At 72.3% G+C, this 13251-nt stretch carries 11 protein-coding genes; all 11 read right to left on the bottom strand.

Features of this window, described 5'->3' with window-relative positions; genetic code table 11:
- Nucleotides 1-4 precede the first annotated feature (4 nt).
- The 11 genes from rbsK to rhaI all read right to left on the bottom strand — a co-directional run bounded on the left by rbsK (nt 5) and on the right by rhaI (nt 13104).
- Nucleotides 5-931, bottom strand: coding sequence for a ribokinase (gene rbsK / locus AA0Z99_RS11230; protein WP_413317385.1), 927 nt, complete (start codon nt 929-931; stop codon nt 5-7).
- 34 nt (nt 932-965) lie between these two features.
- Nucleotides 966-1721: an SDR family NAD(P)-dependent oxidoreductase gene (locus tag AA0Z99_RS11225; RefSeq protein ID WP_413317383.1), complete on the bottom strand. Its 756-nt coding sequence runs from the start codon at nt 1719-1721 to the stop codon at nt 966-968.
- A 67-nt stretch (nt 1722-1788) separates the two neighbouring features.
- Nucleotides 1789-3018 (bottom strand): alpha-hydroxy-acid oxidizing protein, encoded by a 1230-nt coding sequence (locus tag AA0Z99_RS11220; protein WP_413317381.1) that lies wholly within the window; start codon nt 3016-3018, stop codon nt 1789-1791.
- A 42-nt stretch (nt 3019-3060) separates the two neighbouring features.
- Nucleotides 3061-3915, bottom strand: a complete 855-nt coding sequence (locus AA0Z99_RS11215; RefSeq protein WP_413317379.1) for a fumarylacetoacetate hydrolase family protein — start codon at nt 3913-3915, stop codon at nt 3061-3063.
- Nucleotides 3916-3960: 45 nt separating this feature from the next.
- Complete coding sequence (gene rhmD / locus AA0Z99_RS11210) at nt 3961-5136, bottom strand: L-rhamnonate dehydratase (RefSeq protein ID WP_413317377.1); 1176 nt, start codon at nt 5134-5136, stop codon at nt 3961-3963.
- The gene (locus AA0Z99_RS11205; protein WP_413317375.1) at nt 5133-6188 is read right to left on the bottom strand and encodes a zinc-dependent alcohol dehydrogenase; all 1056 of its coding nucleotides are present in this window, start codon (nt 6186-6188) and stop codon (nt 5133-5135) included. The genes rhmD and AA0Z99_RS11205 overlap by 4 nt, the downstream gene beginning before the upstream one ends.
- Nucleotides 6185-7531, bottom strand: a complete 1347-nt coding sequence (locus AA0Z99_RS11200; protein ID WP_413317373.1) for an MFS transporter — start codon at nt 7529-7531, stop codon at nt 6185-6187. Before AA0Z99_RS11200 ends, AA0Z99_RS11205 begins: the two co-directional genes overlap by 4 nt.
- 133 nt (nt 7532-7664) lie before the next feature.
- Nucleotides 7665-8441: an IclR family transcriptional regulator gene (locus AA0Z99_RS11195; RefSeq protein WP_413317371.1), complete on the bottom strand. Its 777-nt coding sequence runs from the start codon at nt 8439-8441 to the stop codon at nt 7665-7667.
- Nucleotides 8442-8486: 45 nt separating this feature from the next.
- Entirely contained in the window at nt 8487-9908 is a 1422-nt protein-coding gene (locus AA0Z99_RS11190) for a rhamnulokinase (protein ID WP_413317369.1), read from the bottom strand.
- Nucleotides 9905-11938, bottom strand: coding sequence for a bifunctional aldolase/short-chain dehydrogenase (locus AA0Z99_RS11185; RefSeq protein ID WP_413317367.1), 2034 nt, complete (start codon nt 11936-11938; stop codon nt 9905-9907). The genes AA0Z99_RS11190 and AA0Z99_RS11185 overlap by 4 nt, the downstream gene beginning before the upstream one ends.
- A 5-nt stretch (nt 11939-11943) precedes the next feature.
- Nucleotides 11944-13104 carry an L-rhamnose isomerase gene (gene rhaI / locus AA0Z99_RS11180; protein ID WP_413317365.1) on the bottom strand — a complete coding sequence of 387 codons (1161 nt, stop codon included), beginning with the start codon at nt 13102-13104 and terminating at the stop codon, nt 11944-11946.
- Nucleotides 13105-13251: the final 147 nt, after the last annotated feature.

Genomic DNA, 13251 nt, shown 5'->3' with positions numbered 1-13251 from the left:
GCCGTCAGCCGCCGAGCAGCTCGTCGACCTCTGCGGCGCTCGCGATGCTCGCGGAGGCACCGCGGCGCGTGACGGTCACCGCGCCCGCCGCGGTCGCGCGCTGCACGGCCTCCACGAGGCTGCCTCCGGCGGCGATGGATGCGGCGAGGTGCCCGGCGAAGGCGTCGCCCGCGGCGGTCGAGTCGACCGCGTCCACCCGCAGCGGCGGGTGCTCGCTCGCGCCCTCCGCGGTGACGAGCACGCTGCCGGCGCCCGCCATCGTGACGACCGCGGCCCGGGCGCCGCGCTCGAGGAACCAGCGGCCGGCGCGCGCCGCCGACTCGGGGGAGTCGACCGCGATGCCGGTGAGCAGCGCAGCCTCGGTCTCGTTGGGCTTGATGACGTCGACGAAGGGCCACAGGTCGTCCGGCAGCGCGCGCGCCGGCGCCGGGTCGAGGATCACGGCGATGCCGGCCTCGTGCGCGCGCCGGACGGCGCCGACGGTGGTCTCGAGCGGAGTCTCGAGCTGCGTGAGCAGCACGGCCACCCGGTCGCCGAGGGCGGCGAACGCCGCGTCGAGCCGAGCCTCTTCGAGCGCCGCGTTCGCGCCGGCGACGATCACGATGTCGTTCTCGCCGCCGGCGACGCGGATGTGGGCGATGCCGGTGTGCGCGCCCTCGAGCCGCTGCACGTGCCGGAGCCCCACGCCGTGCGCCTCGAGCGCTGACAGCACGAGGGTGCCGAAGGCGTCGTCGCCGACGCATCCGACCATGTGGGCGGGGGCGCCGGCCTTCGCCACCGCGACCGCCTGGTTCGCGCCCTTGCCGCCGAGGCCCAGCTCGAAGGCGTCCCCGGCGAAGGTCTCGCCGGGCTGCGGGAGGCGTCGGGAGTAGGCGGTGACGTCGGCGTTGATCGAGCCGACGACCAGCACGCCATCGCGGTCTGCGGGCATGGCGCGAGCCTACCGACCGAGCGCCCTCCGGCGCTCAGACCGCCGTGTAGCCGCCGTCCACGACCATGTAGCTGCCGGTGACGAACGAGGCGTCGTCCGACAGCAGGAAGGCGACGACGGCCGCGATCTCCTCGGGCGTCCCGAGGCGGCCGAGCGCCTGCTTCGCAGCCATCGCGTCGCGCGCCTCCTGGTCGAGGTTCTGCTCGAGCAGCGGGGTGAGGATGTAGCCGGGGCCGATGGCGTTGATGCGCAGGCCCTCCGGGCCGTACTCGACGGCCGCGTTCTTCGTGAGGCCGACGACGCCGTGCTTGGTGGCCGTGTAGGCGCTGCTGCGCGGGGCCGCGACCATGCCGTGGATGGAGGCGATGTTCACGATCGCCGACTCCCGCGGAGCGTCGAGCATGGCGCTGATCTGCTCGCGCATGCCGTACATGACGCCGTTGAGGTTCACGGCGACCACCGCATCCCACTCGTCGACCGGCACGTCGGCCGTGCGGTGCGGGGCGCCGCCGATGCCGGCGTTGTTCACGGCGTAGTGGAGGGCGCCGTAGGTCTCGCGCGCGAAGGCGACGACCTTCTGGGCGTCGGCGGGCTTCGACGAGTCGGCCTCGACGGGCGCTGCGGTGCCGCCTGCCGCCGCGATCTCATCCACCACGCGCTGCGCGGCCTCGAGCCTGATGTCGGTGACGACCACGCTGGCGCCCTCGGAGGCGAGCCGCTTGGCGATCGCCTCGCCGATGCCGGAACCGCCGCCCGTGACCAGTGCGACCTTGCTGTCGAAACGTGCCATCTCTCACTCCTCCGAAGTCGTCGTGCGTCTAATAGGGGCAACGCGCGGGAACGCGCGGCATTCCTGCTCAGCCCGCGCGCGGCACGAGCCGGTCGAGCTGCGTCACGTGCTGCGGGCCGAGCTCCTCGAGCGAGGAGACGCCGAGCAGGCGCATGGTGCGCTGCACCTCGCCGGTCAGGATGGCGAGCGCGCGGTTGACGCCGGGGCGGCCGCCGGCCATCAGCCCGTAGAGGTAGGCGCGGCCGACCATGGTGGTGCGGGCGCCGAGCGCCACCGCCGCCACGATGTCGGTGCCCGACATGATGCCGGTGTCCAGGTGGATCTCGAGGTCGTCGCCGACCTCGCGCGCCACCTCCGGCAGCAGGCGGAACGGCACGGGAGCGCGGTCGAGCTGGCGACCGCCGTGGTTCGACAGGGTGATCGCGTCGACGCCCAGGTCGGCGAGCGCGCGGGCGTCGGCGACCGACTGCACGCCCTTGACGACGAGCTTCCCCGGCCAGGCGGCGCGCACCTCGGCGAGCGCCTCGTAGTCGACGGAGGGGTCGAACATCGCGTCGAGCAGCTCGCCCACCGTGCCGTCCCACTTGGAGATGGCCGCGAACGTGACCGGCTCGGTGGTGAGGAAGTTCCACCACCACTCGACCTTGGGCGCCGCGTCGACGAGCGTCGAGAGCGTCAGCTGCGGCGGGAACTGCATGCCGTTGCGCGCATCGCGGTGCCGGGCGCCCGCGACGGGCGTGTCGACCGTGATCATGAGCGTGTCGTAGCCGGCCGCCGCGGCGCGCTCGACGAGCTCCAGCGAGCGGTCGCGCTCCTTCATCATGTAGAGCTGCATCCACAGCCGGCCGTCCGGAGAGACCTCTCGCACCCGCTCGATCGACGTCGTGCCGAGCGTCGAGAGCGTGAAGGGGATCCCGTAGGCGGCGGCCGCGCGGGCGCCGGCCGGCTCGCCCTCCGCGTGCATCAGGCGGGTGAAGCCGGTGGGCGCGATCGCGAGCGGGAAGGCGCTCGGCGCCCCCAGCACGTCCCACGACGTCGAGACATCCGTCACGTCCTTGAGCACCGCCGGGTGCAGCTCGACGTCCTCGAAGGCCTGGCGGGCGCGCGCGATGCCGATCTCGCCCTCGGCGGCGCCGTCGGTGTAGTCGAAGGGGCCCTTGGGCGTGCGCGCCTTGGCGATCGCCCGCAGGTCCCAGATCGTCTGCGCGAGCCCGAGCCGGGCGGCCGCCGGGTTGCCGGGCCTGCGGAAGTTCAGGTTCGCTCGCAGGTCGGCGAGGGTGGGGATGCGTCGTTCCACGGTGTCGTGCTCCTCGGTGCTCGGGCAGGTGCGGTTCGCTGGTCAGATCGTGGCGGGGACGAGCCGCTGCTGCTGCTCGCCGAGGCCCTCGATGCCGATCCCCATCACATCACCCGCGACGAGGTAGGGGAAGCGGCCCGACAGCGCCACGCCCTGCGGGGTGCCGGTGTTGATCAGGTCGCCCGGCTCCAGCACCAGGTAGTGCGAGAGGTGCCGCACGATCTCGGCGACGGGGAAGATCATGTCGGCCGTGCTCGAGTCCTGGCGCGGCTCGCCGTTGACCGTCGACCACAGCCGCAGCGACTGCACGTCGACCTCGTCGGGGGTGACGAGCTCGGGGCCGAGCGGGTTGAAGGTCTCGGCGCACTTGCCCTTCGACCACTGCCCGCCGGAGTGCTTCGTCTGGTAGTCGCGCTCCGAGACGTCGTTCGAGACCACGAAGCCGGCGATCGCCGCCAGCGCCTCCTCGTCGGAGCCCAGGTAGCGGGCGCGCGAGCCGATCACGACACCCAGCTCGACCTCCCAGTCGACGGTCTCCGCGCCCGGGGGGATCGCCACGTCGTCCTCGGGGCCGACCACGGTGTTCGGGTGCTTGAAGAACAGGATCGGCACGGCGGGCGGGGCGTCGCCCGACTCGGCGGCGTGGGCCGCGTAGTTCTGGCCGATGCACAGCACCGCCGTGGGCCGCGCGATGGGCGCGCCCACGCGCATCCGCTCGGCGCCGTCGAGCGCGGGCAGCTCACCGGCCTCGAGCGCTGCGCGCGCCCGCTCGATGCCGCCGCCCTCGAGGAACGCGCCGTCGATGTCTGCCGTGATGCCGCGCAGGTCGAGGCGGCGCTCGCCGTCGACGAGCACGGGGATCTCTGCGCCGGGCTCGCCGAGTCGCTGGAATCGCATGGGGTCTCCTCTGTCGGGTCCTGGTGAGTTCGGTGTCGTGGCTGATCAGTGCGTGAAGGGCCGGTCGCGCGGCACCTCGGGGTTGAGCTCGACGCCGAAGCCGGGCGTCTCGGGAACGACGAGGCGGCCGCCGACGGGCACCGGCTCGTTCAGGAGCAGCGGCGAGAACATCGGCACGACCTCCTCGGCGGTCTCGTGCATCATCAGGAACTCGGCGAACGGGCTGTTCGTGCGCGTCACGACGAAGTGGTACGAGTACACCGAGGAGCCGTGCGGCACGACCATGGTGCCGTGGCTGTCGGCGAGCGCCGAGATCTTGATGAGCTCGGTGATGCCGCCGCACCAGCCCACGTCGGGCTGGATGATGTCGACGCCGGTCTCGAGCAGCTGGCGGAAGCCCCAGCGGGTCGCCTCGTGCTCGCCGGTGGTGATGAGCATGCCGGCGGGCGCCTGCTGCTTGAGCTGCCGGTACCCCCAGTAGTCGTCGGGGATCAGCGCCTCCTCGAGCCACTTGAGCCCGTGCTCGCTGGCCGCGTGCGCGAGCCGCGTCGCGTACTCGACGTCGAGCGACATCCAGCAGTCCCACATGAGCCAGAAGTCGTCGCCGACCTTCTCGCGCATGTCGGCGAGCTCGGCGATGTTCTTCCTGAAGCCCTCCTCGCCCTCCGAGGGGCTGAAGTGGAGCGGCATCTTGCCGCCGATGAAGCCGAGCTCCTTGGCGCGGTCGGGCCGGGCGCCCGTGGCGTAGAACTGCAGCTCGTCGCGCACGGGGCCGCCCAGCAGCGCGTACACCGGCTCGCCGCGCAGGCGCCCGAGCAGGTCGTAGAGCGCGAGGTCGACGCCGCTGATGGTGTTCAGCACCACGCCCCGGCGGCCGTAGTAGAGCGTCGAGCGGTACATCTGATCCCAGATGCGCTCGATGTCGGTGACCGCCCGGCCCTCGAGGAAGCGCGCGAGGTGCTTCTCGACGATCCAGGCGCCGATCTCTCCGGCGGTGGTGACGGCGAAGCCGACCGTGCCGTCGTCGGCCTCGATCTCGACCACGAGGGTGCCGAGCACGTTGATGCCGAACGACTGCCGCGACTGCCGGAACTCCGGGTAGGCCGACATCGGCGTCGCGATGTGGTCGTCGATCCAGTGGTAGCCGTCCTGGTCGTGGTAGTCGGCGCCCTTGCCGCGCACGGTGGTGGCGCGGACCTCCTTGATGGTGCGCTGCGTCATCGCTGCTCCTCCTCGTCGGTGTGGCTGGTCTCGGTCAGGCGGATGAGCACCTTGCCGGGGATGTCGGCGTGCGCCGCGAGCTCCGCGAAGGCGTCGTGGCCGGCCTCGAGCGGCACGGTCCTCGTGATCAGCTCGGCGGCCTGCGCGGGCGCCTGCCCGATCCACTCGGCCGCGTCGCGGAAGTCCTGCGCCGAGTACGTGAAGCTGCCGACGATCGCGCGCTCCTCGGTCGAGACGAGGAACGCGTCGAGCGCGAGCTTCGGCGCGCCCATCCCGACCAGGCAGACGGTGCCGCCCATGCGGGTGGCCTGCAGGCTCGCGCGCAGCGTCGGCTCGATGCCGACGGCGTCGATCGCGACGTCGGCCGCGCCGTCGAGCGCCTCGCGGATGCGCTCGACCAGGTCGTCGCCCGCGGCGTCGAGCGCGGTCGCGCCGAGCCGCTCGACGAGCGCCCGGCGCGAGGCGCTCAGCTCGGTGACGACGATGCGGTCGATTCCCGCCATCTGCAGCGCGAGCACGACCGACTGGCCGATCGGCCCGCCGCCGGCGACGACGACGCGGTCGCCCGGCTGGGCGCCGGAGCGACGGACGGCGTGCACCGAGACCGCGAGCGGCTCGACGAGCGCGCCGAGCTCGACCGGCATGGAGGCGGGCAGCGGCACGACGTTGACCGCCGGCACCACGATGCGCTGCGCGAAGGAGGCGACGACCTCGGGCTTGACGCCGATGACGTGCTTGCCGGGCGCCATCTGCTCGCGACCCCGGAACGCATCCGCCTCTGCCGCGGGCACGACGACCGGGTTGAAGGTCGCGATGTCGCCGACGGCCAGGCCCTCGACGCCCGCGCCGAGCGCGTCGATGCGGGCGACGCTCTCGTGGCCCATCACCTGCCCGGGGAAGCGCCGGCCGTTCTCGCCCGTGAAGCCGTGGATGTCGGAGCCGCAGATGCCGGTCGCGATGACCTCCAGCCGCACCTCGCCGGCCGCGGGCTCGGGCTCGGGCAGCTCGACGACCGCGAGGCGGCCGATCTCCTCGAGGCGCAGCGCCCTCATCGGCGGGGCTCCGCGACGGTCGGGTTCGCCTCGGTGCGCTCGCCGACCGTGCGCACGGCGCGGGAGACGAGGTGGCTGCAGGCGATCAGGACGGCGCCGATGGCCGCCACGGCGGCGAGGGCGTAGGAGCCGCCCGCCGGGCCGAAGGCCTCGTCGGCGGCGTTCTTCATGATCGGCGCGAGGAACCCGCCGAGGTTGCCGATCGAGTTGATGAGGGCGATGCCGGATGCGGCGGCGCCGCCGACGAGGAACGAGGTCGGCAGGGTCCAGAACACCGGCTGCACGGCGATGAAGCCCGCCGCGCCGAGCGCGAGCGAGAGCAGCACGAGCACGGGCTGCTCGAACACCACCGAGAGCAGGATGCCGACGGCGGCCAGTGCCAGCGTCACGGCAGCGACGATGCGGCGCTGCCCGGTGCGGTCGGCGACGCGGGTGGCGATGAGCACGCCGATGATCGCGAAGGTCCACACCGCGCCGGTGAGCAGGCCGACGGTGAGCCCGACATCCTGGCCGACGACCTCGGCGACCTGCGTCGGCAGGTAGAAGGTCACGCCGTAGACGGCCATCTGGATGGTGAGGAAGGCGACGCTGAAGTAGAGCACCGCCGGGTTGGCGAGGGCGCGCAGGGCGCTGCGGGGGGAGTGGTCGGCCTTCGACGCGTTCTCGCGGTCGAGGGCAGCGAGCAGCAGGTCCTTCTGCTCCTGCGTCAGCCACTTCGCGTCGCGCGGGCCGTTCGGCAGGTAGCTGATGATGAGCAGGCCGACGAGCACCGTGAGGGCACCCGTGACGAGGAACATGATCTGCCAGCCGTGCAGGCCGCCGAGGCCGTCGAGGTCGAGCAGCAGCCCGGAGAGCGGCCCGCCGAAGATGAAGGCGAGCGGTGCGCCGAAGTAGAACAGGCCGTTGACGCGGGCGCGGTGCTCGACCGGGATCCAGAGCGTCAGGTACCAGATGACACCGGGGAAGAAGCCGGCCTCGGTGATGCCGAGCAGCACCCGCAGCGCGTAGAAGCTCGCCTCGTTCGTCGCGAACATCATGAGCGCCGAGACGATGCCCCAGCTGATCATGATGCGGGCGAGCCAGATCTTGGCGCCGACCCGCTGCATGATCATGTTGCTCGGCACCTCGAAGACGGCGTAGCCGATGAAGAAGAGGCCGGCGCCGAGGGCGTAGGCGGCGTCGGAGATGCCGGTGTCGGCCTGGAACGTCGCCTTCGCGAAGCCGAGGTTCGAGCGATCGAGGAACGCCAGGATGTACATGAGCAGCAGGATCGGGATGAGGCGGGCGGTGACCTTCCGGATCACCGGTGCGAGTGCTGCGGACTGCGCGGATGTGTCGGTCACGGGAATCTCCGTTGATCACCAGGGTCGTTCACATATGTGAATCGAGGTTCACGTGTGTGAAGCCGCCAGATAATGCCACGCGGTCCACGGGCGCGCAAGTGCCGGAGGTGCCGCCCTAGACGCAGCGGTCTCGTCAGGGGGAGAGCGCGCCCCGCAGCCCCATGCCGCCGCGGATCGCCTGCGCCGCATCGCGCAGCGGGCCGTAGAGCGCGTGCTGCCAGCCCTCGGCCGTGCGGCTCTTGGGCATCGTGATGCTCATGGCTGCCGCGATGCCGGTCTCCGCGACCGTCGTCAGCGGCACGGCGACGCAGCGGCAGCCGGCGACGAACTCCTCGTCGTCGGTCGCGAAGCCCAGCTCCCGCGCGCGCGAGACGATCCGCAGGATCTCCGGCACCTCCGTGACCGTGCGCGGGGTGAGCTGGGGCAGCACGACCGACTCGAGCCGCGCCCGCGCCTCGGCCTCGTCGAGCACGCTCAGCAGCGCCTTGCCGATGCCGGTCGCATGCGCGTGCAGCCGCATGCCGACCGTCGAGGCCATGCGCATCGGGTTCGGCGAGAGGCTGATGCCGATGTAGACGTTCTCGATGCCGTCGAGCCGCGCCAGCTGCACGGTCTCGCCCGTCGTCTGCACGAGGCGATCCATGTGCGGCTTCGCGGTCTCGAGCAGCAGCCGGTGGCCGTCGTACTGCTGACCCAGCTGCCAGATGTGCAGGCCCAGCCGGTAGCGACGCTCCGAGAGCTCGAGCCAGCCGGCGTCGACGAGCGTCGCGAGCAGCCCGTGCGCGCTCGAGCGCGGCAGCGCGAGGGCCTCGCCGATCTCGGCGAACGTCGCAGCGCCCCGATCCGCCACCAGGTCGAGCACCGCGAGCGCGCGCTCGGCCGACTTCACGGGGCCGCGTGCCTGGTTCATGCGCTCTCCTGGGTCGTGATCGCGCATCCATCATCTCGTGCCCGCTCAGGATCCCGGCCGCGCGCGCGGCCGGTACTCGACGAGCTCGTGCGTCGCGCGCACCAGCTCCCGCAGCTCCTCGAGCGTCTCCGGCGCGGCGCCGAGCGTGCGCGCCTGCACGAGCACGTTGCCGATCGCGCTCGCCTCGACCGGGCCGGCGAGCACCGGCAGCCCCGATCGGTCGGCCGTCAGCTGGCACAGCAGCGCGTTGCGCGAGCCGCCGCCGACGACGTGCACGCGCTCGATGCGCTGCCCGCTGATGCGCTCGGCGTCGCGCAGCGTCACGGCGTAGCCCTCGGCGAGCGACTCGAGGATGCAGCGCACCACCTCCGCGTGCCCGCGCGGTGGGCGCTGGCCGCGCTCCTCGAACCACGAGGCGATGCGCGCCGGCATGTCCCCGGGCGGGTAGAACGCCTCGTCGGTGGGGTCGAACACGGGCACCCGCCAGTCGACGCGCGACGCCGCGTCGAGCAGCGCCGGCAGGCTGAGCCGCTCGCCGGCCGCCTCCCAGGTGCGCATGGTCTCCGACAGGATCCACAGCCCCATGAGGTTCTTCAGGAACCGGGTGCGGCCGTCGACGCCGCCCTCGTTCGTGAACTTCGCCTCGAGCGCCTCCTCGGTCGCGATCGGCGCGCTCGTCTCGATGCCCACGAGCGACCAGGTGCCGCTCGAGATGTAGGCGCCGCCCGCGCTCATCGGAACGCCGACGACGGCGGATGCGGTGTCGTGCGACCCCACGGCGAGCACGTCGGGCGTGCCCTGGATGCCGAAGTGCGCGCGCGCGACCTCGTCGATGGGGCCGATGCGCGTGCCGGGCTCGACGACCGGCGCCATGAGGGAGACGGGGATGCCGAAGCGCGCCATGAGCTCCGCATCCCACTCGCCGCCGAGGCGCATGAGGCCGGTGGTGGAGGCGTTCGTGGCCTCCATCACCATCTCGCCCGTCATCCAGTAGCCGAAGAGGTCGGGCAGCATCAGCAGCCGGTCGGCCGCCTCGAGCAGCCCGCGCTCCCCGTCGACGGCGAGCTGGTTGATGGTCGTGAACGGCATGCGCTGCAGCCCGCAGCGGCGGTAGAGGTCGGGCTGCGCGATCACCCGGTCGACGAGCTCGAGCCCGCGCGCCGTGCGGTCGTCCCGGTAGGAGTGGGGGATGCCGAGCAGCCGCCCGCGCCGCAGCAGGCCGTAGTCGACCGCCCAGGAGTCGACGGCGACCGAGGCGAGCGGGCCGAGCCTCGAGGCAGCCGCGACGCCCTGCATCGCCTGGTCGTAGAGCGCGAGCACCGACCAGTGCAGGCCGTCGCCGACCCGCACCGGTCGATTCTCGAATCGCGCGATCTCCGTCAGGCGCAGCGAGGTGCGATCGACCTCGGCGCGCACGACGCGACCGCTGGTCGCGCCGAGGTCGATCGCGGCGACGCTCGTCGTCATCGCAGGAACGCCGCCGCGACGCCGGAGTCGACCGGCACGTGGAGCCCCGTGGTGTGGGTGAGCTCCGGCCCCGTCAGCGCCACGACAGCGTTGGCGACGTGGTCGGGCAGCACCTCGCGCCCGAGGAGGGTGCGGCCGGCGTAGTACTTGCCGAGCTCCTCCTCCTTCACGCCGTACACCTTCGCCCGCGACGCGCCCCAGCCGCCGGCGAAGATGCCGGAGCCGCGCACGACGCCGTCGGGGTTGATGCCGTTGACGCGCACGCCGTGCTGGCCGAGCTCGGCGGCCAGCAGCCGCACCTGGTGCGCCTGGTCGGCCTTCGCCGCCGAGTAGGCGATGTTGTTCGGCCCGGCGAACACGGCGTTCTTCGAGGAGATGTAGATGATGTCGCCGCCCATGCCCTGCGCGATCAGCGCCCGTGCTGCGGCGCGCGAGACGAGGAACGAGCCCTTCGCCATCACGTCGTGCTGCAGGTCCCAGTCGGCCTCGGTGGTCTCGAGCAGCGACCGCGAGAGCGAGAGGCCGGCGTTGTTCACGACCAGGTCGAGGCCGCCGAAGGCCAGCAGCGTCGCGTCGACCGCCGCCTGCACCTCCGCCTCCTTCGTCACGTCGCACTGCACGCCGACGGCGACGTCGGTCGAGCCGAGCTCCGCCGCCGCGGCCTGCGCCTTCTCGAGCGAGAGGTCGGCGATCACGACGCAGGCGCCCTCGGCCGCGAGCCTGGTGGCGATCGCCTTGCCGATGCCGGAGGCGGCGCCCGTCACGAGCGCGACGCGGCCCGCGTGCGAGCGCGGCTTCGGCAGCCGCTGCAGCTTGGCCTCCTCGAGCGCCCAGTACTCGATCCTGAACTTCTCGGCGTCGGAGATCGGCGCGTAGGTCGAGACCGACTCGGCCCCGCGCATCACATTGATCGCGTTGATGTAGAACTCGCCGGCGACGCGGGCGGTCTGCGCGTCCTTGCCGAAGGAGAACATGCCCACGCCCGGGATCAGCACGATCGCGGGGTCAGCGCCCCGCATCGCGGGGGAGTCCTCGGTCGCGTGCGCCGCGTAGTAGGCGGCGTAGTCCTCGCGGTACCGCTCGTGCAGCTCCTGCAGGCGCGCGACCGCCTCCTCGACGGGCGCATCGGCGGGCAGGTCGAGCACGAGCGGCTTGACCTTCGTGCGCAGGAAGTGATCCGGGCACGAGGTGCCGAGCTCGGCGAGCCGGCGGTGGCCCTCCCGCTCGAGGAAGTCGGTGACGACCGGATCGTCGGTGAAGTGCCCGACCATCGGCCGGTCGGCGGAGGCGACGGCTCGCACGTGCGCGGCGAGCGCTGCCGCCCGCGCGCGGCGCTGCTTGGCCGGCAGCGCGCCGAAGCCGGGCAGCGCGGGGCCGAAGGGCTCCTGGCTGCCGTGCTCGGCCAGGTAGGCCGCGGCGGTCTCGATGATCCACAGCGAGCTCTGCTCTGCCTCCTCGCTCGTCTCGCCCCACGCCGTGATGCCGTGGCCGCCCAGGATGCAGCCGACCGCATCCGGGTTGGCGCGCTGGATCTCGCGGATGTCGAGGCCGAGCTGGAAGCCGGGGCGGCGCCAGGGCACCCAGACGACCTTGCCGCCGTAGATGCGCTCGGTGAGCTCGGGCCCGTCGGCCGCGGTCGCGATGGCGATGCCGGCGTCGGGGTGCAGGTGGTCGACGTGGGGCTTCTCCACCAGCGCGTGCATCGCGGTGTCGATCGAGGGCGCGGCGCCCCCCTTGCCGTGCAGGCAGTAGTCGAAGGCCGCGACCATCTCGTCCTCGCGCTCGATGCCCGGGTAGACGGCCTCGAGCCCTCGCACGCGATCGAGCCGCAGGGCGGCGAGGCCGGATGCGGTGAGCGTGCCGAGGTCGCCGCCGGAGCCCTTCACCCAGACGAGCTCGACGGGCTCGCCGGAGGCGGGGTCGCGGTCGACGCCCTTCGCGGAGGTGTTGCCGCCGGCGTAGTTGGTGTTGCGCGGGTCGGCCCCGAGGCGGTTGCTGCGACCGATGAGCTGCTCGACTGCTTCGTGCACGACGCTCACGCTCCCCAGCTCGCCTGGGCGCCGCCGACGCGCTCGTCGGCGATGCGCTCGAGGTAGCCGGAGGCCAGGAAGTGCCGCATCGGATCCTCCGGGAGTCCCCTCGACGCGCGGAGCTCGGCCAGCAGCGGGCGCACGTCGGTGCTGAAGGCATCCATCACGATGTCGTTCGCCAGCAGCACGTCGCAGTCGCGGCGGGCGGCGGCGAGCGCCTCCGTGTCGAGGGAGAGCACCTTCGCGACCGCCTCCTGCACGTTCAGCACGCTGCGGATCTGGCCGGGGATCTTGGCCTCGATGTTGTGGCACTGGTCGAGCACGAGCTGCACGTCGGGGTCGCCGAGGCCGCCGCCGGAGACGAGCTCCATCATGATGCGGAAGAGCTGGAACGGGTCGGCGAGGCCGACGATCAGGTCGTCGTCCGCGTAGAAGCGCGAGTTGAGGTCGAAGGCGCCGAGCTTGCCGAGCCGCAGCAGCTGGGCGACGATGAACTCGATGTTCGTGCCGGGCGCGTGGTGGCCGGTGTCGAGCACGACCTTCGCCTGCTCGCCCAGCGCGATCGTGTGCGCGAAGCTCGTCCCCCAGTCGGGCACGTCCGTGTGGTAGAACGCCGGCTCGAAGAACTTGTACTCGAGCAGCAGCCGCTGGTCGGCGTCGAGCTCGGCGTAGATCGCGGCGAGGCCCTCGGCGAGCCGGTCCTGGCGCTCGCGGATGGAGTCCTGGCCGGGGTAGTTCGTGCCGTCCGCGAGCCAGATCTTCAGGTCGCGCACGCCGATCGTCCGCATGATGTCGAGGCACTCGAGGTGGTGGTCGACGGCCTTCCGCCGCACGCGCGCATCGGGGTGGCAGAGCGACCCGAACTTGTAGTCCTCCTCCTGGAAGGTGTTCGAGTTCACCGTGCCGAGCTCGACGCCGAGCGACCGGGCGTGCTCGGCGAGCGCCGAGAAGTCGTCGACGCGATCCCACGGGATGTGGATCGCGACGCGCGGGGCGAGGCCGGTCGCGGCGTGCACCTGCGCGGCATCGCTGACCTTCTCGAAGGCGTCGCGCGGCGTGCCCGGCGTGCCGAAGACGCGGAACCGCGTGCCCGAGTTGCCGTACGCCCACGAGGGCACTTCGATCTGCAGCTGCGCGAGCTGCTCCTGCGAGGGGGCGATGGCCATGGGCGGCTCCTGTCGTCTTCGACATCGTTGGCGCTCGCGATCGGGTCACGAGGTGCGGTGCTTGCCAGCATGCCGCGCCAGGCTTTCGAACGCAACCCGAATTGTTGCGTTTTGGTATCGGTGGCTTGCGAAAGCGGTTTCGGATGC

It is taken from the genome of Agrococcus phoenicis, from assembly GCF_047302415.1.
GTDB lineage: Bacteria > Actinomycetota > Actinomycetes > Actinomycetales > Microbacteriaceae > Agrococcus.
Note: the sequence above shows the minus strand (reverse complement) of the source record. Positions and strands in the feature narration are given on the sequence as shown.

Excerpts from the sequence above, each read along its gene's own strand:
- AA0Z99_RS11225 (WP_413317383.1), bottom strand. The coding sequence starts at position 1,721 with ATGGCACGTTTCGACAGCAAGGTCGCACTGGTCACGGGCGGCGGTTCC.
- AA0Z99_RS11215 (WP_413317379.1), bottom strand. The coding sequence starts at position 3,915 with ATGCGATTCCAGCGACTCGGCGAGCCCGGCGCAGAGATCCCCGTGCTC.
- rhmD (WP_413317377.1), bottom strand. The coding sequence starts at position 5,136 with ATGACGCAGCGCACCATCAAGGAGGTCCGCGCCACCACCGTGCGCGGC.
- rbsK (WP_413317385.1), bottom strand. The coding sequence starts at position 931 with ATGCCCGCAGACCGCGATGGCGTGCTGGTCGTCGGCTCGATCAACGCC.
- AA0Z99_RS11205 (WP_413317375.1), bottom strand. The coding sequence starts at position 6,188 with ATGAGGGCGCTGCGCCTCGAGGAGATCGGCCGCCTCGCGGTCGTCGAG.
- AA0Z99_RS11195 (WP_413317371.1), bottom strand. The coding sequence starts at position 8,441 with ATGAACCAGGCACGCGGCCCCGTGAAGTCGGCCGAGCGCGCGCTCGCG.
- AA0Z99_RS11190 (WP_413317369.1), bottom strand. The coding sequence starts at position 9,908 with ATGACGACGAGCGTCGCCGCGATCGACCTCGGCGCGACCAGCGGTCGC.
- rhaI (WP_413317365.1), bottom strand. The coding sequence starts at position 13,104 with ATGGCCATCGCCCCCTCGCAGGAGCAGCTCGCGCAGCTGCAGATCGAA.